This is a genomic window from [Mycoplasma] falconis, from assembly GCF_006385795.1.
In the GTDB taxonomy this organism is placed as follows: domain Bacteria; phylum Bacillota_I; class Bacilli_A; order Mycoplasmatales; family Metamycoplasmataceae; genus Metamycoplasma; species Metamycoplasma falconis.
In genome coordinates this window covers 107,993-134,076 of sequence record NZ_VFSS01000001.1, presented here as the reverse complement: position 1 = coordinate 134,076, position 26,084 = coordinate 107,993, and the positions used below count along the sequence as shown (strand labels likewise).

General features: G+C 26.5%; 15 protein-coding genes, 2 tRNA genes and 1 rRNA gene. 14 read left to right on the top strand and 4 right to left on the bottom strand.

All coding sequences use genetic code 4. The annotated features are described in order from the left end of the window. The 3 genes from FJO69_RS00675 to FJO69_RS00665 all read left to right on the top strand — a co-directional run. Positions 1-102, top strand: a 23S ribosomal RNA gene (locus FJO69_RS00675); the annotation flags it as partial. Between the two features lie 216 nt (positions 103-318). Next, positions 319-405, top strand: a tRNA-Leu gene (locus tag FJO69_RS00670). A gap of 5 nt (positions 406-410) precedes the next feature. Next, a tRNA-Lys gene (locus FJO69_RS00665) sits at positions 411-486 on the top strand. A gap of 99 nt (positions 487-585) precedes the next feature. Here FJO69_RS00665 and FJO69_RS06545 read toward each other — a convergent pair. After that, positions 586-2,727 (bottom strand): ATP-dependent Clp protease ATP-binding subunit, encoded by a 2,142-nt coding sequence (locus tag FJO69_RS06545; protein ID WP_140781077.1) that lies wholly within the window; start codon positions 2,725-2,727, stop codon positions 586-588. Positions 2,728-3,077: 350 nt separating this feature from the next. On the opposite strand from FJO69_RS06545, the gene FJO69_RS00655 reads away from it, so the two are divergent. From FJO69_RS00655 to FJO69_RS00605, 11 genes are all read left to right on the top strand, one after another. Next, positions 3,078-3,530 carry a hypothetical protein gene (locus tag FJO69_RS00655; protein ID WP_140781076.1) on the top strand — a complete coding sequence of 151 codons (453 nt, stop codon included), beginning with the start codon at positions 3,078-3,080 and terminating at the stop codon, positions 3,528-3,530. Between the two features lie 17 nt (positions 3,531-3,547). Continuing rightward, on the top strand, positions 3,548-4,447 hold the full coding sequence (locus FJO69_RS06540) for a F0F1 ATP synthase subunit A (RefSeq protein WP_140781075.1): 900 nt from the start codon (positions 3,548-3,550) through the stop codon (positions 4,445-4,447). An 11-nt stretch (positions 4,448-4,458) separates the two neighbouring features. Then, positions 4,459-4,749, top strand: a complete 291-nt coding sequence (gene atpE, locus FJO69_RS00645) for an ATP synthase F0 subunit C (RefSeq protein WP_140781074.1) — start codon at positions 4,459-4,461, stop codon at positions 4,747-4,749. A gap of 1 nt (position 4,750) precedes the next feature. Next, positions 4,751-5,323 (top strand): F0F1 ATP synthase subunit B, encoded by a 573-nt coding sequence (locus tag FJO69_RS00640; protein WP_140781073.1) that lies wholly within the window; start codon positions 4,751-4,753, stop codon positions 5,321-5,323. Then, positions 5,323-5,859: a F0F1 ATP synthase subunit delta gene (locus FJO69_RS00635; protein ID WP_140781072.1), complete on the top strand. Its 537-nt coding sequence runs from the start codon at positions 5,323-5,325 to the stop codon at positions 5,857-5,859. Before FJO69_RS00640 ends, FJO69_RS00635 begins: the two co-directional genes overlap by 1 nt. 16 nt (positions 5,860-5,875) lie before the next feature. Continuing rightward, positions 5,876-7,459 (top strand): F0F1 ATP synthase subunit alpha, encoded by a 1,584-nt coding sequence (gene atpA, locus FJO69_RS00630; RefSeq protein WP_140781071.1) that lies wholly within the window; start codon positions 5,876-5,878, stop codon positions 7,457-7,459. After that, a complete protein-coding gene (atpG, locus tag FJO69_RS00625) occupies positions 7,438-8,304 on the top strand; it encodes an ATP synthase F1 subunit gamma (protein ID WP_140781070.1) in 867 nt (288 codons plus the stop codon). Before atpA ends, atpG begins: the two co-directional genes overlap by 22 nt. Positions 8,305-8,315: 11 nt before the next feature. Further along, positions 8,316-9,968, top strand: coding sequence for a F0F1 ATP synthase subunit beta (gene atpD, locus FJO69_RS00620; RefSeq protein WP_277872275.1), 1,653 nt, complete (start codon positions 8,316-8,318; stop codon positions 9,966-9,968). Beyond that, positions 9,958-10,326, top strand: a complete 369-nt coding sequence (locus tag FJO69_RS00615; RefSeq protein ID WP_140781069.1) for a F0F1 ATP synthase subunit epsilon — start codon at positions 9,958-9,960, stop codon at positions 10,324-10,326. Before atpD ends, FJO69_RS00615 begins: the two co-directional genes overlap by 11 nt. A gap of 79 nt (positions 10,327-10,405) precedes the next feature. Then, the gene (locus FJO69_RS00610; RefSeq protein WP_140781068.1) at positions 10,406-11,383 is read left to right on the top strand and encodes a hypothetical protein; all 978 of its coding nucleotides are present in this window, start codon (positions 10,406-10,408) and stop codon (positions 11,381-11,383) included. Beyond that, on the top strand, positions 11,376-12,485 hold the full coding sequence (locus tag FJO69_RS00605; protein ID WP_140781067.1) for a Vmc-like lipoprotein signal peptide domain-containing protein: 1,110 nt from the start codon (positions 11,376-11,378) through the stop codon (positions 12,483-12,485). Before FJO69_RS00610 ends, FJO69_RS00605 begins: the two co-directional genes overlap by 8 nt. Before the next feature lie 46 nt (positions 12,486-12,531). On the opposite strand, the gene FJO69_RS06535 is transcribed toward FJO69_RS00605, so the two are convergent. The 3 genes from FJO69_RS06535 to FJO69_RS06525 form a co-directional block, all read right to left on the bottom strand. Continuing rightward, entirely contained in the window at positions 12,532-15,186 is a 2,655-nt protein-coding gene (locus FJO69_RS06535) for an LMP domain-containing surface protein (RefSeq protein WP_140781066.1), read from the bottom strand. A gap of 80 nt (positions 15,187-15,266) precedes the next feature. Beyond that, positions 15,267-15,800, bottom strand: coding sequence for a PI-PLC domain-containing protein (locus FJO69_RS06530; RefSeq protein WP_140781065.1), 534 nt, complete (start codon positions 15,798-15,800; stop codon positions 15,267-15,269). Positions 15,801-15,955: 155 nt separating this feature from the next. Further along, positions 15,956-26,083, bottom strand: a complete 10,128-nt coding sequence (locus FJO69_RS06525) for an SGNH/GDSL hydrolase family protein (RefSeq protein WP_140781064.1) — start codon at positions 26,081-26,083, stop codon at positions 15,956-15,958. Between the last annotated feature and the right edge of the window lies 1 nt (position 26,084).

Sequence of the window (26,084 nt, the reverse complement as noted above, 5' to 3'; positions counted from 1 at the left end):
TCCCTTTAAATTCCTTATAGACTATGAGGTTGATAGGCTGGAGGTGTAAGTACAGCAATGTATTCAGCTGACCAGTACTAATAAATTGATAGGTTTAATAGTTAATTCTATAGAAGTAATCTAAATAAACGATATTCAGTTTTCAGAGAACAAATAACTACAAGGTTAAATCCTTGTAGTTTTTATTTATTTTGAACTTAAATTAAGCAAGATTTTACAATTTCTATAATTAAAAATTGCTTTAAAAAATCTATAAAAAAATATAACTTTTTTGCAAAACAAATCAAAATTTATATTATAATAATTAAGCATTCCAAAGCCCAGGTGGCGGAATGGTAGACGCTACGGACTTAAAATCCGTTGGCTGTAATGGCCGTGCTGGTTCAAGTCCAGTCCTGGGCACCAGTTATGCGCCCTTAGCTCAGCAGGTAGAGCAAATGGCTTTTAACCATTGGGTCAGAGGTTCGAATCCTCTAGGGCGTACCATTTCAGGTGACTGATCAAAAGAGCTTAATTGCTCTTTTTATTTTTTAAAATTTGTATAAAAAATAAGACCGACTTATTTATAAAGTTCGGTCTTTTAGTTTATTGAGTGATAAATTCTATTTCGTTATCTTCATTTAAAGTAACTGATACAACATCACCTTCTTTAATAGTTTCTTCAATAATAGCAATAGCTAATTTGTTTTCAATATGTTTTTGAATATAACGTCTAATTGGACGTGCTCCAAAAGCAGGGTCGTAAGCATTTTTAGCAATATATTGAATTAACTTGTCTTGGAAGTTTAAGAAAATATTTTGATGTTTTTCTACTCTATCTTTTAATTTATTTACTTCTAATTTAACAATAGATTCAACAACAGCTGGAGATAAAGGATTAAATGGAATTATTTCATCAATTCTGTTAATGAATTCCGGTTTAAAGTTTTTTAATAATAAAGCTTTAATACCATCGGGTGTTAAACTTTTAGCTATTATTTCAGATGAACCAACGTTAGAGGTCATGATAATAATTGTATTTCTAAAGTTTACAACTCTACCAGTACTATCAGTTAAAGTTCCGTTATCTAAAATTTGTAGCATAATGTTTAAAACGTCAAAGTGAGCTTTTTCAATTTCATCAAATAAAACAATTGAATAAGGGTTTTGTCTTACTTTTTCAGTTAGTTGCCCACCATTTTCAAAACCAACATAACCTGGAGGCGAACCAATTAATTTAGATACGCTGTGTTTTTCCATATATTCAGACATATCTAATCTAATAATATGGTTTTCATCATCGAATAAAGCATCAGCTAAAGCTCTTGCTAATTCAGTTTTACCAACTCCTGTTGGTCCTAAAAATAGGAATGAACCAATAGGACGGTTTGGATCGTTAATATTAGCTTTTGATCTTTGAATTGCTTCTGCTACTAATTTAATAGCTTCTTTTTGTCCTTTAACTCTTTTAATTAAAGTTTTTTCTAAATTAATTAATTTATCTTTTTGAGTTTCTAAAAGTTTAGTAATAGGTATTTTAGTTCATTTAGAAACGATTTGAGCCACTTCTTCGGCGTCAACTACTTCTTTTATTAAACGGTCGTCTCTTGCGTCTAAGCTTTCTTCTAACTGAGTTCTTTCTTTTTCTAATTCAGGAACTAAAACGTACATAATTTTAGAAGCTTCTACATATTTACCTTCACTTTGTAATAAAGGGAGTTTTCTTTTAAGCTCTTCGATTTTATCGGTAATTGAAGTTATTCTTTGAATATCTTCTTTTTCTTTGTTTCAAGCTTTTTCTAAACTTGTTTTTTTAACTTTTAAAATTGCTAATTCTTTTTCAATTTCTTCAAGTCTTTCGGTTTTCTTAGCATTCTTTTTATCAACATCATTTTCAAGTGCAGCTTTTTCAATTTCTAATTTAGCAATTTGGTGAATTACGCTTTCTAATGGTTGAGGTAAATAATTCATCTCAGTTTTAATATTTGAAGCTGCCTCGTCTACTAAGTCGATTGCTTTGTCAGGTAAAAAACGGTCTGAAATATATCTAGCTGATAAATTAGCAGCTGCTACTAAAGCTGAATCTTCAATTTTAACTTCGTGATATGATTCAAATCTTTCTTTAATACCTCTTAAAATTAAAATAGTATCTTCAACAGATGGTTCAGCAATAGAAACTTTTTGCATTCTTCTTTCTAAAGCAGGATCTTTTTCGATGTATTTACGATATTCATCTAAAGTAGTTGCTCCGATTAAATGTAATTGTCCTCTTGCCATCATCGGTTTTAACATGTTGGCTGCGTCCATATTACCTTCACCGGTACCACCAGCTCCAACAATCATATGAATTTCATCGATGAATAAAATAATTTCACCGTTAGATTCCTCGATTCTTTTAATTAATTTTTTTAATCTTTCTTCAAATTGTCCCCGGTATTGAGTTCCAGCAATTAAAGCAGGTAAATCAATTTCGATAACTTCTTTTGATTTAAGATTTTCTGGTACTTGGTTTTCAACTATTTTTCGAGCTAAGCCTTCGACAATAGCGGTTTTACCAACACCAGGTTCTCCAACTAAAACCGGATTGTTTTTAGTTTTACGGCTTAAAATCCGTACTAATGATCTAATTTCATCATCACGGTTAATAACCGGTTCTAACTTATTTTGTCTAGCTAAATCTGTTAGATTACGTCCAAACTCTTTTAATGGATCTTTATTTTCTTCATTCGGGGTTCATGATGCTTGCATATTTCCTCCTTATTTACATTTATAACTTAATTTAATTTGCACTTTTTTACAAACTAATGCTTAAATTATAACATAAAATTAGCAGTCTTAACAAAAGAGTGCTAATTTTTAATGCCCTTGTTTTTAAGACTTTTAAATTAAATAATTTATTTTTTAAAAATTGACAAAATTAGTTTGTTTTTGCTTTATATTGCAAGAAAATATGCACAAAATGATGTTTTATATTTTTAATATTTCTTAAAAGTTTTTTATTACATAAAAAAAGTAATAGTCTTAATTGGGGCAACAAAAAAATAAAAAAGAATATAATTGAAAAAGGTTATTTATTTAGATAACCGATTGAGTTAAAAATGAAGGACATTATTAGAAAAAATCAAAAAATTTGAGTTGTTTTTATAGCTTTAAATTTTGCAGCACTAATGATGTACACTGCATTTGCTTATCTTAGATATGACCTAGTTTTAGGCGATCTAGTTGGCATAATTAGTTTTGCACTATTAATAGGTTTTGTTTTGTTATGCTTTAAATTATTTGCTAAACCTCAGGCAAATAAAAAGAAATCAAGACTAAATACCTTTTTTATTATCTTGATCTTTTTGGTCTTATTGATAATAAATCTCGGTATCTTTGCCCTGTTTTTTTATATAAACAAACTCTACAATAGATCATATCCTAGCTCAAATATTGCTTTTGAGCCTTTTAATTTTTTAGCCGTTATGACACCTTACGTTATTTTAAGTTTAATGTCAATTGTTATAGCGTTCGCTAATATTAAAAAAGCAAAACGTTCTTTACAAAAATAAATTACGAAAGGAGGCTTATGGATAAATTATTCAATTTCCATTGATTTGGTGGTCCGGAAGGTCTTCCTGATCCAGCGGTAAATCCTAATGGCGGTGCACCATTAAATAAACCAACCAACTTTGCAAACGATAATCATATTATTACAATGATTGCCATGGTTGTGCTTGTGTTTATTTTATCAATCTTGATTTATGCAGCGGTTAAACGTCAAAAAGCTGATAAAGCACCAAGTGCTGGAATATTAATGGTTGAAACAATGATTATGGGAGCAGATAGTTTTGCTTCTGAAACACATTCAAATCGATTTGACAAAGCTAATCCTTATTTAATATCATTGTTTACATTTTTCTTATTAGGAAACATGATTTCAATGCTTGGATTTGTTCCGATTGGATCTTCGCTAGCAGCAATTTTTGCAGCGACAGCGATTACCTGATTTACCACTATAGGAATTGGAATTGCTTACAATAAGTTTAAATATTTATTAAAACTAATTAATCCATTAGAAATCGCGGGAACTGTATCTCCTTTAATTTCACTTACTTTCCGTATGTATGGAAACATCATTGGAGGTTTAGTTTTAATAACCTTATTTGGTTTATTCTTAGATAATATCTGAGCTGGCTGAATTGGAGCTACATTAGGCAGTCCTGCAAGTCAATTAAATCCATTAGGTGCCTTATTACTTCCTGGTTTTAATTTATACTTTGATATTTTTGACAGTCTTATTCAAGCCTTTGTTTTCATGATCCTGACGATGTCGTACTGGTTCCAAGCATCTGAAGTAGACGCGAAAGAAAAACATAAAGAAAAAATTAAAGAATGAAAAAAAGAAGTATTAAAAAATAAAAATAAATTAGAAACATCAGCATTAACTGATAATCAAAATCAAGAAGCAGCGGCTGTTGCTGCTTAGAAAGGAATATTATGACTCAATTAGACAATGTTGTTAATTTATTCAACACAAGTAAAGCTACAGGAGAAGGAAACTTTCCATTTGCTTATGGTTTAACCATGTTAGGAGCCGGAGTAGCTGTTGCTGGAGCAGGTTTCGTTTCTATTGGTCAAGGTATAGCTGTTGCTAAAGCCTGTGAAGCTATCGGAAGAAACCCTGAAACTCTTTCTAAAGTTCGTACTTTATTACTATTAGGTTTAGGTATTGTTGAAACTGCATCAATTTACTGTTTAGTTATTGCCTTATTATTAATTTTCGTTTAATATGGTTCATGTTTTATTAGATGGTGCTGCCAATGCAACTTCTAACTCTGGAGGAGCAACTGCTAAAATTTCAGAAGAATTAGAAAAAGCATTTGCTGGACTTACATTCAACTGACCTTTCTTTGTTTTTTCATTAATTACCTTGGGAATTATTACATTAATGATTACTTTATTAGTTTATCGTCCAATTAAAAAGATGGTAAAAGCAAGACAAAATCTAATTCAAGATAATATTGACGCTTCTATTAAAGCGAAAGAAGACGCTTTATTAGTACGTGAAAATAATGATAAAAAGATTTTAGAAGCAACTAATCAAGCTAATACAATCATTAATAATGCAAAAAGTGAAAGCGAAAAGATTATTAATAGCGGTACTGGTCAAGCTAAAAAAAGAGCAGAGCTAATTATGTCTCAGGCGGAAACCTTATTGCAAAAGAAACAAAGTGAATTTGAAAAAAATCAAAAGAAAATTATTATGGAAAGTGCAGTAGAACTTGCTAAGAAAATTATCGGTCGTGAAATTAAAGATATAGACAACATTAAAATGATTAATGAAGTCTTAGGGAATAAATAATGACTGAAATTAGTGATTTGATTTACAACTGATCATTTGCTTTATACGATTTAGCTAGAACTACAAAAGAATTTGAAATGATTACTAATGATGCCGCTGACATTGTTAGAGCTTTAAAAGCTAATCCAGATTATTTAAATATTTTAAATTCTTATGATGTTGACGATAATAAAAAATATGAATCAATCGACATGATATTTGGTTCATATCACGTTTATTTAGTTAACACTATTAAACTAGCTACTAAGCGTCATGTTATTAAGTACATGATTAAAATTCTTAACAAGTTTGTTGAGCTTTCAAATGACAAACTTAACATCAAATATGGGACTATTTTTACAACTATTCCATTAGATGAAAATGAAATCAAAAAATTTGAAACTCAATTATCAACAGATTTAAAATCACACGTACACCTTGTTAATCAAATCGATAATGATTTGGTGGCAGGTATTAAAATCAAAGTTGATGATTATATCATTGACAATTCTATTCAAGGACAACTTGATAAAATCAAACAATTAATAAATAAATAGTGAAAGGAGGATATTTATGTCATTAAAACCAACTGATCTATCAGCTATTATTAAATCGCAGATTAAAGATTTTAATACTTCTGTAACTTCAGAAGAAGTTGGTAGAGTTATAACTGTTGGAGATGGTATTGCTCTTGTTAGTGGTTTAACTAATGTTGAATACGGTGAATTAGTTAAATTTGAATGCGGGGTTATCGGTATGGCTTTAAATCTAGAAGAAGATTTAGTTGGTATCGTTGTTATGGGTAATGATAAAAACATTATTGAAAACAGTTTAGTATACCGTACTAAAGACGTTATTGCCGCTCCGGTTGGAGACGCTTTATTAGGTCGGGTAGTTGACGCTTTATCAACTCCAATTGACGGTAAAGGTCCTATTGCTTATAAATATACTCGTCCAATTTTTAAAATTGCTCCTGGGGTTATGACAAGACAAGAAGTTAATCAACCACTTCAAACTGGTTTACTAGCAATCGATGCCATGATTCCAATTGGAAAAGGTCAACGTGAACTTATTATTGGGGATCGTCAAACTGGTAAAACTGCGATTGCTATTGACACCATTCTTAACCAAAAAGGTAAAAACGTTAACTGTATTTATGTAGCTATCGGTCAAAAAAATTCAACTATTACTCAAATTGTTGATCAATTAGAAAAACACGATGCTATGAAATATACAACCGTCGTTTCTGCATCAGCTTCTGAAAGTGCTCCCTTACAATATATTGCTCCTTATACCGGAGTTACTATTGCTGAGGAATGAATGGCAAAAGGTAAAGACGTTTTAATTATTTATGATGATTTATCAAAACATGCCGTTGCTTATCGTACCTTATCTTTACTTTTAAGAAGACCACCTGGACGTGAAGCTTATCCTGGAGATATTTTCTACATTCACTCTCAATTATTAGAAAGGGCAGCTAGACTAAATCCAGATTATGGAGGAGGTTCAGTTACTGCTTTACCTATTATTGAAACCCAAGCCGAAGATATTTCTGCTTATATTCCAACAAATGTTATTTCAATAACTGACGGTCAAATTTTTATGAAGGAAGCTTTATTTAATTCGGGTCAAAGACCTGCAATTGACATTGGTTATTCAGTTAGTCGGGTAGGGTCTGCAGCTCAAACTAAATTAACTAAAAAAGTTGTTTCATCATTAAAACTTGAATTAGCACAATATAACGAAATGTTATCTTTTGCACAATTTGGATCTGACCTAGATCAAGCAACTAGAACAGTTTTAGATCATGGTGCTAAGGTTTACGAGATTTTAAAACAACCTCAATATTCACCTTATTCTCAAATTCAACAAGTTATTTTATTATTCTGCATTAAATATCGTTTAATCAACGTTATTCCAAAAGAATACATCGCGAAATATAGAGATGATTTATTAAGCTACTTTGGTTCATCTGCTGATGCATCAAGTGTAAATCTAAGTCTAGAGCATGCTGCTGATTGAGATAATACCTTAATCGAAAATCTATACGACTTAATTATTAAATTTAACGATAATTTTGTCAAAACAATTCCAATGTATAACAAAGACGATTACACCCCTGTACCGGAATTATCATGGAGAGCTTACAAAAAATAAAACATCGAATTAGTTCTATTAATTCAACTAAAAAAATTACTAAAGCAATGGAGTTGGTAGCAACTGCTAAATTTGGAAAAATTAAATCTTCTTTCAAAGAAGTTGAAGAATATTACAATACTGTTTCAACTGTTTTTTATAACTTAATTCAAAATTCAAACCAAAACATCGACACTCTTTTAAACACCCATTCATGAAAATTTAAAACTAAAAGAAATTTATATATTGTCTTTGGTTCAGATTTAGGTTTGTGTGGCGCTTATAACTCGGAAATGCTAAAGAAAATTGAAGCAACTGTTTCTGAAGAAGATATTATGATTGTTATTGGTTCAAAACTTTTAAGTTTATTACAAAAAAACAACAAGTTTCATATTATTCATAGCTTAACTCAAATTGGCGATACACCAAGCTATACTTTAGCTAAAATTATTAGTCAAAAGTTATACGACGTTTTAGAGATCTCTTTATTGAGTTCAGTTAAGTTAATTTACACTAATTATGTAAACCCAATTAAAGCTGATCCAATTGTTAAAGAAATTTTTCCTATCACCAATGAAACCTTAGGAGTTGAAACTACATCTGTCGAATCATTTGACCCTAGTTCTTTTGAACCTAGTGCCGAAGTGATTTTACAAAACTCATTTAGTATATTTTTTGAGGCATCTATTTACTATGCTTTAACCAACGCTAAGTTATCTGAAACAAGTCAAAGACGTACCGCAATGGAACAAGCAAGTGATAATGCTGAGGATTTAATTGAAGAACTAAATATTGAGTATAACAGTTCTCGTCAAGCTAAAATTACCCAAGAAATTACCGAAATCGTTAACGGTTCAAATGCATAGAAAGGAAACAAATGGAAGAAACTAAAAAATCAGTAGCTAAAAATAGTAAAAAAGTACAAATTTTAGAAGCTCCAAATGATAACCCTGCTGAAGTTATTGTTAATGATAACTATGCGCCAGGAGCATTTGAAGACGTTAAAATTAAAAATCCTTTACCAAAAGGAGATAAAGCAGAAGAATATTTAAAAGCCGACGGAACAGTTGATTATACTAATAAACCTAACTACGGTGTTATTACGCAAATCATGGGAGCTGTTATTGACGTTCGCTTTGAAGAAGGACACGCTCCTAAAATATTAAGTGCTTTAAAAGTAGTTGACGCCGATGTTAAACATGTTGGAGAACAAATTTTAGAAGTAGCACAACACGTTGGGAATGATACTGTTAGAGCAATTGCTATGAACTTAACAATTGGTCTAAAAAGAGGTATGAAAGTTTTAGATATGAACTCACCTATTACTGCTCCTGTTGGTAATGCCGTTTTATCTAGAATGTTTAACGTCCTAGGTGAACCAATTGATTTAAAAGAAGGTGAATTCACACAAAGAATGCCTATTCACCGTCCTGCCCCTTCATATGAAGATCAAAAATCTACTTTAGAAATTTTTGAAACAGGTATTAAAGTTATTGACCTTTTAACACCGTATGTTAAGGGTGGTAAAACTGGATTATTTGGTGGAGCCGGAGTTGGTAAAACTGTTTTAATTCAAGAACTAATCAATAATATTGCCAAACAACACGGTGGGTTATCTGTTTTTGCTGGAGTTGGAGAAAGAACTCGTGAAGGAAATGACTTATATCACGAAATGGAAGCATCAGGAGTTTTAGAAAAAACTGCTTTAGTTTTCGGACAAATGAATGAACCTCCTGGAGCTAGAATGAGAGCACCTTTTACTGCCTTAACTATGGCTGAATACTTCCGTGATTTTATGGGTCAAGATGTGCTTTTATTTATTGATAACATCTTTAGATTTACCCAAGCCGGATCAGAAGTTTCTGCTTTATTAGGACGTATGCCATCAGCCGTTGGTTACCAACCAACCTTAGCTGTTGAAATGGGGCAATTACAAGAAAGAATTACTTCAACTAACAAAGGTTCAATTACTTCTGTTCAAGCTGTTTATGTTCCTGCTGATGACTTAACTGACCCAGCTCCTGCTACAACATTTACTCACTTAGATGCTAAAACTGTTTTAGACCGTGATATTGCGGCTTTAGGTATTTATCCTGCTATTGATCCATTAGGATCAAGTTCACGGGTAATGGATCCAAATGTTATTGGTTTAGATCACTACAATACAGCAAGATCAGTTCAAAACATCTTACAAAGATTTAAAGAATTACAAGATATTATTGCAATTCTTGGTATGCACGAGCTTTCTGAAGAAGATAAAAAAGTTGTTGCTAGAGCAAGAAGAATCAGAAACTTTTTATCTCAACCATTTTTCGTAGCAGAAAAATTTGTTGGAATTCCTGGTAAATATATTAAATTAGAAGATACTATTAGATCATTCCAAGCTATTTTAACTGGAGAGTACGACGATTTACCAGAAGAAGCATTTCTATATGTTGGAACAATTGAAGACGTAGTAGCAAAAGCTAAAACTTTAGGTTATAATCCTGAAAGTCAAGCTGAAAAAGAAGAAGTAGAAAATGGCAAATAATAAAATTGAAGTTATTATTACTACTCCTTTAGGTGTTTATTTAGATGAAAAAGCTGATATATGTACCTTTAGAACAACCGAAGGTCAAATGGGTTTAATGGCTGCCGGACCTCAATTTATGGCAGCCTTAGTTCCTTCTGAAATACATATTAACGCTCAAGGATCAGCAGACCAAAAAACCTTTTATATTGATAAAGGGTTAGTACAATTCAAAAATAATGTCCTTTCACTTATTGTTAACTCAATCGATACTAAACCAATTGATTTAAATCCACAATTGGAAAAATCAAATCAAAATAAATACACAATAATTGAAGAAATTAATTTAAAGAAACGTTTAGCTGAACAAAATAAATAATTTTATAATCTAGATTATTGAATAATAAGTAATCTAGATTTTATTTTTATTTTATTAACTTTTATTATAATTAATACATATGAAGAAATGTAGTAAGAGACATTTATCTACTATTTTTTTAAGTACAGCAGGTTTATGTGCTTTTTCTCTTTTGTCTTCTGCCTGTGTAAAACCAATAATAAATAAAAATATTAGTGACGACCAACCGTTGTTATATGATGGGTTGGAAGGCACTAATATTTTTGATTTTAAGGAAAATAATTTACATTCATTAGAACCTAATAGGATAGGTATTAAAGTCGAATCATTAGAAAAATTTTACGATCTTAATTTAATAAGAGTTGATTATTATGCTTATTTAATTAATAATCCTAATGTTAAAACAGATATTAAACACCAAACATTTAGTAATCTTGCTATTAATCGATCTTATTTAAATCATTTAATTAATGAAAAATCTAATGAATTCATATTAAAAGCTTATGAAGAAAATAACAATAAAATAACAAGAACTCAAATTGCTTTAAACAATGAACCTAGCGGCGGTTCAATAGAACTTGTTATAAATAATTCAAATATATATATTCCCGAAAATCTCGAAATTTCTTTTACCTATAATCCTTTTAGTTTAATTAATTTAAATTTTGGATCTACTATTGAGCTTGATGTTGATATCGGGCAAAATAAAGAAAAAGTTAAAAAACAAATAGAAATTGCAGTTAAGGATCTAAAACAAGGAATGAATTCAGAATATCTAGTTAGCGTACTTAAACCGCAACTATTTGGTAAATGAAAGAAAAATGTAAAATTTGAAGAAATCAAAGAAGATCAACCATTAAATACTTATTTTGAAATTGAAAAAATTATTTTTCAAAATAACCAAGAAGTAAACAAAGAATTTGAATTATCTTATTTAGAACCTGAAATTTATCAGGTAAATCAAGAAGATAAAACGATAGAAATAAGATTTAAAATCTTAAAACCAAAGAATAAATACGGTAATAGTTTTGAAACTGAATACTTGTTTCAAACTTTATGAAAGGAAAGAAATGCATAAAAATAAAAAATTACAAATTTTATTTGGTAGTTTAGTTGGTATTACAACAATTTCAAGTACCGCCATTGTTGTTTCATGTGAAAATGAACAAGAGAAAAAATACCAAGAAGCCACTTTATTAAAACAAAAAGTTTCTGATCTAGCAGCTGACTTACAAACTAAAAACTTAAAAGATGAAGATAAAACCACAGTTGAAGCCAAAGTTCAAGAAATTAATCAAGTTACTTTTGATACAAATACATCAGTAGATAAATTAAAAGAAGCAATAAACAAATTATCTGAAATTCAAGCTACTTTACAAAGCATAGAACCACTTCCTAACCCACAACCTAATCCAAATCCAGATCCTCAACCAAAACCTGAACCCCAACCAGTAGTAGATGAACCCAAAGAAAAAACTGATTATAGTGCTGAAATAGCAGAAGTGAATAAACAAATTGAAGCACAAGTTAAATCAATAGATGAAAATTTAGCTTTAATTAATGATACAAATTCATATACAAAAGAATTAATTCAAAAAACTAAAAATAAAAAATTAGATAACTTTAACGATTTAAAAACACAAACTGACAAAGCAAGTTTAGACAAATTAGAATTAATTTTAAAAAGTTTAACTGAATACAACAAAGATAAAATTTCTTTAATTAAACAACAATTACAAAATTTAGAAGAAATTAAAAAACTTACTGTTAAAGAAAACTTTACAGTTATTCCTGAAAAAGCAAGAAAATTATCAGAAAAAGATACTACATTAAATTACTTCTACAAGAGTCGTGCATTTGTATATAAACCAAAAGGTAAATTTATTCAAGACCCAGAAATGGATGAATATAAAGTATTTACTTTAAACGAAGAATTAGATAAAAAATTACAAGAACTAAACGTTGCTTATGCGTCAGCAGAAAATCCTTTATATTTTAAAAATAATAAATTAAAAGGTTCAGGAAACATAATCTCATTCACTCTTGAAGATAACAAACTTACAGTTAAATTTAAAATTATTTCATTTAACTTTGCGACCCCTATTTTCTTAGATGAAGATTTTGTTTTTGAATTTGATTTACCAGCAGCTGAACCAGCAGCACCAGCTGAAAACGCTTAAACTCAATAAAATTAAAAGTGAGTACAAACTCACTTTTTAATTGCTTTTATCTTGCTTGCTTTTTGTTTTTACGTCTTTTTAGTAAAACAATTAATAAAACTATACCTATAATAAATGGAACTAAAATCAAAAATCATAAAAGATTTTTATTTCATGTCTTAGTTTTATTTTCTTCTGGTTGTTCTACATGTCCGACATTATCAGCAATTTCTTTTTGAATTTTTGCGTTATTAATAGCTTTGTTTATTTCATTAAAAGCTTCAATAATATCATCTGATGAAGAACTTATATTAACATCTTTATATTTGTTTAATTTAGCAGCTAATTCATCATATATTTCTTTATATAATGGATTTTCTCTTAATTCATTTAATAGATTATCAGCTTCATGTCTTTTATCTTCTAAATCTTTAATATATTGCAGTTTATTTCAATATTCTTTTGTTCAAAAACCTTCAAATTTTTGCCGTTTATTTTGTTTTAAACCATCGTAGTTTATTGTATATGAAATATTTAATTTACCTTCTTCGTCATTAGGATTTAAAACCAAATTACTTATTTCTATATCTTTATTATTAGCTATTAAATCTGTCCTATTTACATCAGAAGGCAATTTATCTTTTTGATTAATAGAATATTCAAAATCATTATAAATTGCTTCAAATTTAGTTTGTCTATCGATATCGTTTATTTGTTTTTGTAAATTTAATAATAAATTATTTAAAAATTCAGTTTGAGTATTTAAAGTAGAAACTAAATTGTCTTTAACGGCTTTTTGAGTTTCTGCAATTGTACTTTCGGCTGACGAAATAGCTTCATTGTATTTATTATTGTTTTTAGCTTTAATTTTATTTAAATAATTATTTACTTTATTTAAAGCTTCATCGTATTTTCTTTTAGCGAGTTTATATTCATTATATTCGTTTTTGATTTTAGTTTGCAAATCAGTTAAATTAGTTATATATGTTTCAATATCATTTAAAGGTAATGCGTTGTTAGTTTTGTTTAAATTAGATCTTATCTCATTAATTAAGGTTGTATATTGATCTTTTAAATTAGTTGGTAAATCTTTAAAATGATATTCATTTGCAAAATCTTCATAATTTTCAATTATTTGCTTCAAAGAATTAAATTTTTCTAAATAATTATCTATTTGTTTTAAAACTGGTTTAGTTTCGTTTAGTCCAATAATGCTGTTTTCAATTTCATTTCTAAATAAATTTTGTTGTTCTTTATTTAAGTTATTAGTTGCAAAATATTGTTCGTAAGTTGCAATTTTGGTTTTAACTTTTTCTAAATTAGATTGTAAAGTATTGGCATCAGCTTTAAAACTTAAAATAGTATTTTGTTGTTCTAATTTATTATCAAGATTATCAATAACTTTTTTAATTATTGGATTTAATTGCAATTCAATATTATTAACTTTGGATGTTCAATAAGTTAAACCTTTATCTTTAAAATTCGTTTTAGTTTCTAAATATTGTTTAACTTCATTCAAGTTTTTGTAATCATTGACAATGCTGTTAATGTTATCTAAAACGCCTTGACGTTTTTCTAAATTATTAAGTGAATTTTCTCAATCGACTTTGTTTATTGAGATAGATGAATTAATTAAGCTTTTAACTTGATTAGGATATAAACTAATAGCTTCAATGTTTTCGTTGTTTATTAATGAATCGTTATTATCTTTTAAATCATTAATAGTTTGATTTAATTTTGCTAAATCTGTTTTAAATTGATTTAAATTATTAACATCATTATCAAATCTTTGTTTTAAAGTAGTTAATAATTCTTTGTTTCTTTGCGTAGGTCTTGACATGGTGCTTCAAACCTTAACGTAAGAATTTGATAAATATTGTTTAAGAGCAGAATCAACCTCTGCAAAATTATTAATGTTATTTTTTATATCTTGTTGAAAAGCTTTTCATTTTGCAACATAATCAGAAGCAACAACTGTGGTTTCGGCTGTTAATAAGTTATAAGTATTACTTGGATAAAAAGCATTTTCTTGTGTTTTATCATAATAAGCTTTAATAGTTAATTTTTGCCCTGTTTTAAAATTAATGTTATCTCCAAAAGTTATATCAACTGCATCTTCTGAATGACTTTCACATTTAGTAGTACCTAATAATTTATCGCCTTCATAAAGTTCAAAAGTATAACCATATAAACTTCCTTGTCCGGAAATTTTAATTCAATTGGCATTTTCTTCTGGTTTTTGTTCAATAAAAATAAAATCGTTTCAAGGATAACCAAAAGATTCCTTCATTTCTTTTTCAGTTATATTGTAATTAGTTTTATAAATAGATTGAATTAAAGATGGACCTGGATAATCCATAAAAATCATTCCTAATTTATTAAACTGTTGATTACTTTTAATAATATTTCATGCTAATGGATCTAATTCTTTTGAAGATTTTCACGGTCTTCAACCACCTGCCATTGATAAAAAGTTTATATAAAACCTTGGGTCTGAATAGTTAGAATTAGCTGATGAAACTAACATATTAGTAAACAGTTGAGCTTTTTGTTCAATTGTTACATTTTCATAAACGTCTTGTTGAGTTTCATTTTTATTAACTACTAATCAATAGTTTGCTCCACCAACTGCTGAGACATCAACTAAGTGATGTCATAAATTTAAAATAACAATTTTACCTCTTAAATTTTTTAAAGACCAATCTAACTTAGTTGGATTCATTTCTCCTTCTTTGTTAAATAAATATTTATTAATTTCAGGGCGATTTAAAACATCATGATAAGCAATTCTTGCTTGCTCTGCTAGAGTTTTATTATTGACATCAAAGTTTTGTCTTTAACTCTAATCACGACTACCTCAGAAGGATTGTTATCTAAAAATTTAGTTACATCTGCTAAGGCGGTGTCAAAACGATAAGGCGTTTCAGAAATCCCATGTCTAACTCTTAAATTAGCATCCAAACGAATATCTAAACCTCTTATTCCTAAATTAAGCTGATCATAAATTGGCATTGTTTGAGTTCTAGCCAATGGTCTTTGAAATGCGTTGTTAATAAGTCATGTTCCAGAATCGTGGGTAGATGGTATTGACATATTAAATAAAAGTTTTTTATCATTGACATCTTTCATTCATTTTGGAGCTAAATAATTGTTTAAATCAGCTAAAGCGTTTGAATCGCTTTTGCTGTCATTATCATAATAAGCAAGATTAGAATCTTCTCAATAAGTCGTGTTATTAACACTAACATTACTACCTGCGGAAATTAAAAAAGCAGGCGTTGCTGTTGTAATGAAAGCCACAGGAGTTAATAAAGTTTTTAGTAATTTTCTTTTCATAATTAATACCTATTCATTTTTTTAAAAATATTTATTTTTAAATTAGATTTTAAGTTTATATTATTTTTTAATTAAAATCTAAAAATTTTCAAAATTTATTTAAATTAAGTTGATTTTAAAGAAAAAAAGACAACATTTATCAGTTGTCTTTCAAATTAATTATCTTTTGAAAATTGATCTTTTGGAACCTTATTTAAACCGCTTCATTTGTTTATCGGGGTTACGTCGTTGATTGTCATATATTTACCATAACCACCTTCTTTAATGGTTAATAAAATATATTCAGCTTTTGAAATCTCATTTTCTTGTCCGTCTTTACTTATTTTAAATTTAAATGGAGTTAATAGATTTTGTTCGGCTTCGTTATAACCACTGGTTGCAATAATATAAATAATTGCGGCAGGAGTGTAATTTGATTCATTGTAGTAAGTATAAGTAAATCAAGATTTATCAGTTAAATAGTTAGTTAACTGCCTTCTTAAATTAGTATCTTTTAAGACTCCTTGTAAACCGGTGAATTTAGAACTAATACCAGGAATTCATGATAAGTTAGTTCCTTCTAACAGTTCTCACATAATTGATCTAACACCAGAATATAAAGAAACTTTTCCCTTGTTTTCTCTTTGATCTACATAAGTTTCACGACCAAACATTTCGTATACTACTCATTCCATAGCAACTACCATCCGGTACATTGCTTTTCAATTTTCACTTGCAGTAATTTCAGCAAAGTTACCTGATTTAACAGCCGGATCTTTGATTAGTTGTTGAGCTACAATTTCAAAAACAGTATTTAATAAAACAAGCGGGTCAATTGAAACTTCAATATTATCTGGGTCATCATTGTTATTGTTTTTAGAACCACCAAAAATGTTACTAATAGCACCGTCAACCATATCATTTAATGTTTTCATGTTGCTACGTTGAGCTTTATCAGGATTTTTATTAATATTTCTTAAAGCATTATAAACAACAGAATTTTTAAAGTCACTCTTTTCGAATAATAAATTAATTAATCTAATTAAGGTTGAACCGTTAATAATTTTGCCCTTGCCAATAAATCTAGTTATAACTGCTACATCTTTTAAAGATAAAACAGAGGTAATTCTATTTATTGCATCTTTAATTCATTTAGTTGGGTTTGCTAGTTGAATTTCTTTAGCAAACATTGCAAAAGAATCGATTGATCTATTTAGAATTTTTCTTTGATAAATATCAGTATCCAATAAGCTTGGTAGTAAATCCCTTAATAGATTAGTTAAAAACTCTTCATCTTCTTTGGTTGTATTTTGCAGATTTAAATAGTTCATTACATTAACGATAATTTCATGCATTATTTCAGCATCATTGCCAAAAGTTTTTAAGATTTTTGTAATGTTATCTTTTAAATTATTTTTTACTGCCAAAATGATTTTTGATAATAAATCACCTAATGATGAAGATTCGATTTTATTACCAGCTAGAAAATCATTTACTAATCCGCCAATCATGTTTTTGATTTCTTCATAGTTAATAAATTTCTTAGTAATTCATTCTAATTTTTCAATTGGGAAAATATCTTGTTTTATTTGACTTCAATCTATTTTTAATACTTGATCTTGAACCGCTTTATAGATAAAGTTAGTTAATGCTTCTTTACCATTTTGATTATCTGGTTTAATTGAACCATTTAAGGCTTTTAAGGCGTTGTAAATTAGTTTTTCTAGATTTTCTAAATCTAATTTAATACTTGGTGTTGAAGAAGGGCTGTTTGTATTTTCTTCTTCACTATTATTTTCTTTATTAACTTTAAATTTACCAATATTGTTGACAATATATTCGTAAACTGAATACATTTCGTTTTCTAAGATAGAAGCATCAATATTTTTATCTAAAATAGTTGCAAAAATATCTTCAAAGTTTTCAGTAGTTAAATATTTGTAATATTCAATATTAGTTAAAGTATTTAATAATCAATTAATTATATTTTCGGTATCTAAATGTCCTTCTTCATCTAAGAAGTTGATGTTAGCACTTAAATCAATAGCATCGTTTAAAACATTATTAAATATATTTAGTTCGTTAAACTTCATTAATAATCTAGTTAATAATGATTCAATATTATCTAATTGCTGTGAAGTTGCAGATAAACCGTATTTTTTATTAATTTGTTCTAAAGTAAATCTAATTACGTTTTGTACCAATTGCTTATTAGTTAAAACTTCGACAAGTGCAGCGTTAACGAATTTCTTAATATTTTCTTTATTAACAATAATTAAATGTTTAAATAGTTCGTTAAAGTTATTAAAACCTTCAATTGTCTCACCACTTAAATCAATTAGTGATTTAGATAAACTGATCGCAAATTCTTTTGACGCGTTAGATTTAAAAATTAAATTATAGATAGCCTCAGTAATTTCATTAGCAAAGTCTTCCGCATTTTCATTAGCGTTTACAATAACTTGCTTTAAAGGTTTTAATAAATGTTTAACTCAATTTTGTAATTTAACTTCGTTTTGTACTCAATTAAATAAACTAGATAAAGCTTCTCTAATAATGTTTTTATCTTCATCACTTAAAATGTTAAAAGCTAGTTTAAATAACTTAAAGTAAACATTAATATTTACTTTTATACCGCCATCAAAGTAAACAATTTGAGTATTGTTTTTTGCTTCGGCTGTAGTATTTTCTTCTTTGCTGTAATCAGAAATTACATAAGCAAATTTATCAATATTATTAATTAATAAAATAACTAAATTTCTAATTTCTTCTGATGATACAGTTTTAACATAATCCTCAATAGCAGGATAATTTAAATTATTAATTACATCAACAACATTAATAGTTTTATTAAAGTCATAAGCTGTTGGGTCAAAACCGTGATTTTGGATATTTTCAACCACTTTATCTAAGATATTGTCAATGATATTATCTAAAATCTCTCAATTTGGAACAGATTTAAATAAATTAATAATTGTTTTATTTAGTAATTGTTTAGAGCCTTCTGGTCATTCAAAACCAACTAAGTTTTGTTCCATAATAGAGGTTAATAACTCAGCAAAATTATTTTGCACCTCAGTGGCTTTTTCATCAGCTAAATATTCTTTAAATAAAGTATTAAATGTTTCTTTAATTAAATCTTTATTTAAATCAATAGCATTAATTACTCATTGACTTAAGCTAGTAATATCTTTAGTTGTTTTTTCATCAAAAGCAGAAGCAATTATTTTTTTAATTAATGGCATTAAAGTTACATCATATTTTTCATCAACAAAACCTTTGCTATATTCGATAACGCTTGATAAATAATCTTTAACTTGTTGAGTTATTCCCTCTTTATCATCAACTTTTATACCTTCTAAAGCATTTTTAATAATATTTTTTAAATCTAGTGAAGCAAAAACAAAATCAACAAATTCGTTTTTAGTTAATAAAATTTGAGCGACCTTAACAATATCAATGCTTTCATATTTATTATTAACTGTTATTAAACTATTTAAATTGGTTAATAACTCTTTGTTTTCAAAAGCAAAAATGTTTTTAATTACTGTTAATGAAACATTTACTACATCGCTTAAAGAAGAATTATTGTTCAATTTACTTTCATATTCATTTAATAAAGTATTTGTTAAATTGTTAAATAATTCGCTTTGCGGTAAGTAATTTAAAACATCTTTTATGTATTGTTTTAATGTATTTATTTCTTCTTCACTTAAATTGGTTTTAGCTTTTTCTTTTAAATAATTAATTAAACCATTATAAGCAGTATCAAACACAAAACCATTGCCTAATAAATTAGCTATTAATTTTTTAGTTGGCTTATCTAATGCTATCTGTTTACCTTTTCTTAAAATTAACACAATAAATTTATCTATGGTTGTTAATTCTAAATAAGGATCAATATCTTTATTAATGTTTCTTAATACGTTAAATATATCATCAATTAATTCATCGTCTAAAACGTTTTCAAAAACATTATCTAATAAATTATTAACAAAATCAGTAATACTTTCTTCATCAGTATTAATAAATAGTTTTAATACTTCTTTATTTTCTATCGCTTCTATTTTTTCTTTTAATAATTTTGCTAATAATTTTTTCAATATTGGATTTTGTTTATCTTCTTTGACTTTATCTTTTAGAACATCTAAAATTTGATCTCTTGTTTCTACTTTTAGATGTTTTAAAACTTTTATTAAAGTGTCAATAATTATTTGTTCATCAACTCATGAACCAAAATAATTTTTTAAAAATTCTGCTATTTTAGAAGAAGTGTTAGAAGAAGTGTTAGAAGAAGTGTTAGAAGAAGTGTTATATTCTATATTTACTAATAATTTAGCTAAATCAACATAGTCTTGATCAGTTAATTTTTCTAATAATATTTCATCTAAAAGCTCAAAAACAAAATCTTTTAATTCGCTTTCATTTTTATTTAAAGTAAATATTAGAAAATCAGATCAATCATTTATATTATCTAATTCTTGCTTTTCAATATTAATTATTGAATTAATTAATTGTTTTAGCTGAATATGTAATTTATAGTTTTTAGTAATTAAATTAATTGCATATTCTGATAAATGATTTGCTAAATTGTTTAATTTTGGATTTATTTCTAAAATCTTATTTTTAATCAATATTCCTAAATTATCTTCAAGTAGCTTTTTAAATGATTCACTGGTTTTAATGTAATTTACTAATTGATCTAAATTATTAATAATTTTTTCTTTGTTTTCTTGTGATAAAGAAGTTAATAATTTTTTAACTAGACTAATAATAAATACATTATCAATTTCAATCTTTTTGCTAATGTAAACAATTTTAGTGTTAGCTTTTATTTCTTCTTTTGAATTACCTTCTTCTGAACCATTTTCTTTATTAATAAAGTTATCTAAAACATTTATATTACTAATAATAAATTCAATTATTTTAGCGTAATCATCCCCACTTATAGAAGTAGCAAATAATTCTATTTGATTTAAATCAATTTCCTTAAATAATTTAGCTAAATCTAAAGTGTAATTAAAGTCAAATTGTTTATAGTCAAAATCATTTTTATTAATATTTTCAATTAATTTGTCAACAAAAGCATTAATAACAGGTTGAATAATATTTAATTTGTCTAAATGTTTTGAAATATTAGCTAATAAAGAAACGAGTAATTCATTGTTTTCTTGTGATAAATTTAATTTATTAATTAATAAAGCAGAAACTATTTTTGTAAAAGCTTCTTTAAATTTAGGATTTTCAGTGTTTAAATAAGAATTTTTTAAATTAATAATTGTATTAGTTAAATCAATTTTTGCATTTTCTAAGTAAGCAATAACTAAATCTTTAATTGATTGCTCTTCTTCAACAGAATCTAATAATTTATTTATATGTTTGAATAATTCTTCTTTTATTAAAATATCAAAATTATCATTTACATAATCTTTGGTGTAATCTAAAAGCTCTTTTAAAGCTTCTTTTAATTGAATGTTGCTAATAGAATTTAAATCTAAATTATCTATTGATTTAACAATTAAATCTTTTAAATTTAATTGTTTTCATACATAGTCAACAAAAGTTTTTTTGCTTAAAAGAATTTTTAATGTTTCCACAAATTCTTTAAATTTATATTGTTTATCAACTAATAGTAATTCTTTTATATCTTCTAATAATGATTTATTTTTTAAATCAAAATATTTAGATAAAGCAGTTTGTAAAGCTTTTAAAATATCATCATATTTAGAAGAAGAATGTAAGTTTGCAAATTCGTTAAAAATTTGTTTATTTAAATTATTATAAAGTTTTGAATCAGGTAAAAATTCAATTAATTTTTGAACATAATTTTTAAGTTTTTCTTCTTCATCTTTATTTAAGATCGTATTAGTTTCTGATTTTAAAAATTCTAATAAAGCTGCAAATAATTTATCTTTTACGATTTGATTTGAAGTTGTATTTTTTATTAAGTTATTTACTAATGTATTTAACTTGTTACCTTCGTTAAATCTTAAGATATTAATTATTAGGATTTGAATGCTTTCATCAACGTTATAAACTGGCAGGTTATTAATTATGTTATTTAAAACATTGAATAAACTATCTGATAATTCTTTGTTATAAATATTATCTAACGTTTCGTCAACAATAATTTTAGCTAAGTCAGCAGCTTTATTATTTTCTTGACTTAAAGCTTCTAAATAATTATTAGGTATTTTAGCTATATAAGGTTTAATAACCGCTACTAAAATTTCTCTTAATTTAGCGTTATCCTTATTGTCTGAAATCGCGTTTTTTAAGATATCAAGCAGTTGTTGTTTTTGATCGTTGTTAAACGTATTTAAAACATTAATAATTAGTTTAAATATTTCTTGTTTAGTTATACCGGCTTTTACGTTACTTAGAGTAGTACTTCTAGTAGTTTTAATGTTTATTCTATCTAAAATAAAAGGAATATTTTTTGCTGCTAAATCGATAATAAATAAAACTTCATCTTGGCTTAATTCTTTGGTTAACAGTTGGTTTAAATTATCATAATTAATTAATTGTAATAAAGCGTTAATTAAACTGTTTTTATCTAATCTTACGTCATTAAAATCTAAACCATTTTTTGTCACATAATCAGCTGTTAAAGATAATAATTTATTTAATTCAATTTCAACAACTTTTTGATTTTCAATAAATGAAATCACTTTTAAAATAATTTCTCTTATTTTCTCTTTATCTTTGCCTAAATTTAAATCTGGCGCTTTTTGTTTAATAACCTCAAATAAAATAGATAAAGCATCTTTTTGATTGTCCTTATTTTTTAATAAAAAGTCATCTAAAAGTCGTTTTATGATATCAATTAAAGTTTGTTTGTTAGAAGTTATAACGTTAGCTAAAAATTGATTAATATTATTTACTTCAAAATTATTTTCATCACTAAAAGTATTAACTAAAATATCGACAATGTTTTGGTTAATTAAAGTCTCGAAATTATTGTTTGTATATTCTTTAAATGAATTAATAATTTTATTTAGTTTATCTTTGCTTTCTTGATTTAAATCTAAATTAGAAATATCTATTTTATCAATCGCGTTTAATACAATGCTTTTTAGATTTACTTTATTTAAAACAAACTTAACAAAGTTTTTATTACCTAATAAATAAGAAATAGCTTTTAAAACATCTTTTAAAGGTAATGCACTATTACCGTCTTTATTTTTTGTTAATAAAATATCAATAATTTCATTAATTAAATCTTTATTATTAAAATCAAATTGAGATTTAATTGTTTCTAAAATATATTTTCCTAATTTTGAAAAGTCATTAATTTCATTTGTATCTAAATTATTAATCTTATCTTTTAAAGTATCTATTAAATTTTTATAAAACATAGATTGAGGAATGTTTTTAAATAAAACGCTTAAATAATTAGTTATATCTTTTTGTTTTTGTTCGTCTAGTTTTACATTAGCGTTTTTATCTAATCAAAGGCTTCCAATTTTAACAATATTAGATAAATTATCTTTGCTTGCGGCAATTTGAGTTATTAATGAATTAGCTAAATCATAAATTTGATTATTTTCAGCATTTTTTAATAAAGAAATAACAAAATCATAACCATTTTTTAAATTATAGTTTTGACCGTTTTCAATTAAATCATCCAATACTTTTATTAAGCTATTAGCTATAACTTGTGATTTTAAGGTATCGAATAATTCTTTTCAAGTTTTATTAATAAAATCTTCAGCTGCTTGTTCTGGATTGTTATTATTTTCAGCAAATAATTTAGCGTAATTATTATCAATAATAAAATTGATTAAAGGAGTTAATAAGGCGTATTTTACAATTTGGTTTACTGCTTGTGAAATAACGTTGTTATCGTCTAAAATTTCTTTTATATAATAAGCAGTCAGTTTTTTAATAACTGTCTTACCTTGATCGTTAAGTTTATTATCTTTGTTTCTTACAATATTAGTAAATAAAGCTAATAATCTATCTCTAAATTCTTTATCTAAATATTGATTGATATTACTTAAATTGGCAATGTTTTTATGATCGGCAAAACCTTGCATAAAAGTATATAAACCATTTTGATATTTTTCAACATCCAAATTAGTATTATTTGGTTTAAATGAAATGATCTCAAATAATAAAGAATTGTCTTTTTTATTATTGTAAGTATCAAAAATTAAATCGTCTATCGCTTTACTTATTAAAGAAGCAAAATCATTATTTAATGTTTTAGATCCATTAACAAAACTATTTAAAATAGAACCAATAATTTGTTTAATATTTTCAATTTGATCTAAATTTTTTATTAAATTGCTTAAAAAATAATGAATATCATCATATTTATCTTCTTTAATTGAATAAATATTCATTACGTTTTTAGTAATGTTTTCAATTAAATTATTTAATAAATCAGTATTATCGTTAGATTTAATGATTTTTGTTAAAAGACTAATAACTTCATCTTTATGATCTTTAACAATTTGTTTTACGAATTCTAAAAATGTAGCCGGTTCAAAAGCTTTACTATTTGATGTAAAAATATCATTAATTGTTTGATCAATGATATTTTTTAGGTCGTTCTTAACCGCTTCATTTTTAAAAATAAATTCAAATATTTTAAAAACTTGTGGACTTAAAACCTTACTTAAATTATTCTCACTTAAAATATCTTTTACTAAATTACTTGTTAAATTTTTAAGTAAATTAAGAGATTCCCCTTTATCTTTTAATTGGTTAAATAAATCTTGTAAAATTTCATAAACAGTTTGTTTCGCAAAAACGTTTTGATTAAAAACTGATGTAATATCGCTAAGTTTTACGGCATTATAAGATTTATATTCAATAACATCGTTTGAACTTATGTCAGCTTTATTAATAGCATTGTTTAAATAATCAGAATTTAAAATATCTTCAACAAGTTTAATTGTTTTTTCGAAGGTTGTTTCATTATCTAAATTAGTTTCAAAAAAGCTTCAAATATTTTGATAATTTTGTTCAAATAAACCTAATTGATTTAATAATTTGCCTATTAAATTTTTAGCTTTTTCTTTATTAGAAAATTCTAAGCTTTCAATCTGACTTAAAAAGTATGAAAAGTATTTTTTGTTTTCTAAATTGATTTTTTGAGAATTAATAATCGCTTTATTTTGAGGTAAAGATTCAAAACCATATTCTTTGGCAAAGCTATCAATGTTAGCGGCTGATAAGCCTAAAATATTAGCTTTAATAGCAGTTGAATGTGTTGAAAAAGCCATTGTTTTTCTAAAAGTCTGGTTATCACTATCTTTTTTATTATCACCAATTAAAGCCTTAAAACCTTCTTGACCAGTTGACATTTTCATAAAAATGTCTTGTCCAAGTTTTTTATAAGCTGCATTAGAAGGTAAAGCAGATAAAATATCGGTTGAATATTTATCTGCTTCTTCGGTCATTTTTATTTCATCAAAGAAGCTTACATAATTAACATTATTATTTTTAGCCACTTGTAAAATATTTTGATTTAAGGTTTTAGTAATATCATCTAGAATATTAATTTCATATTGATTTCTTAAAATCGTAGCCAGCTTAGCAAATGGAGTTATATAACCCACTAAATTAATATTAGCTTCTGGATTTAATTCTTTAATTTTCTTAATTAATAAAGAATATTGATTTGAAAAATTAGTTAAATCATCGGCTAATTGTTTTGTTAATTCAGCTATTTTCACTGTCAATTCAGCTGTACTTATTTTTTCCAACGTCATTAAAATAGGTAAAATTTTTGAACTATCAATTACATCATTTAAACCTAACGAAATAGTTATTAGGTTTGCGTTTTTAATATCACTATTCAATTTCTCTAAATTAGAAAAATCACCAAACAGATCGGCAATTCTGTCTGATTTATTTTGTTTATTTAGATATTCGTTATAAGCTAAATTTGTATTGTCGTAATTTTCGACTTCGACATTTAAAAGGTGTAATCAATCATTAACATTGGTCTTACTTAAACCGTAATTTTGATAAGAAGCTAACTTTATTGAATCATCTTTTAAAATGTTAATTGAATTAGCTAAATATGAAGGATATGATATTCCGTATATTTCATCTTTATCTTTGTCAAAATAATTGTTTTTTTCAGCATTAATACTGTTATTTTGTCCAATGGCGTAATCATCCCCTAATGCTACGTAATGCACATCGCCTGTAATTAATTTTTGTGGTTTTTCTTTGTTTTCATCATCAATAGGTTTGTTACATTGTGATGAAACTAAACCAGCAGCTAAAATAGCCATTGATGAACCCATAGCGATAATTTTTTGGGCTAATTTAGAATTCTTTTTCATA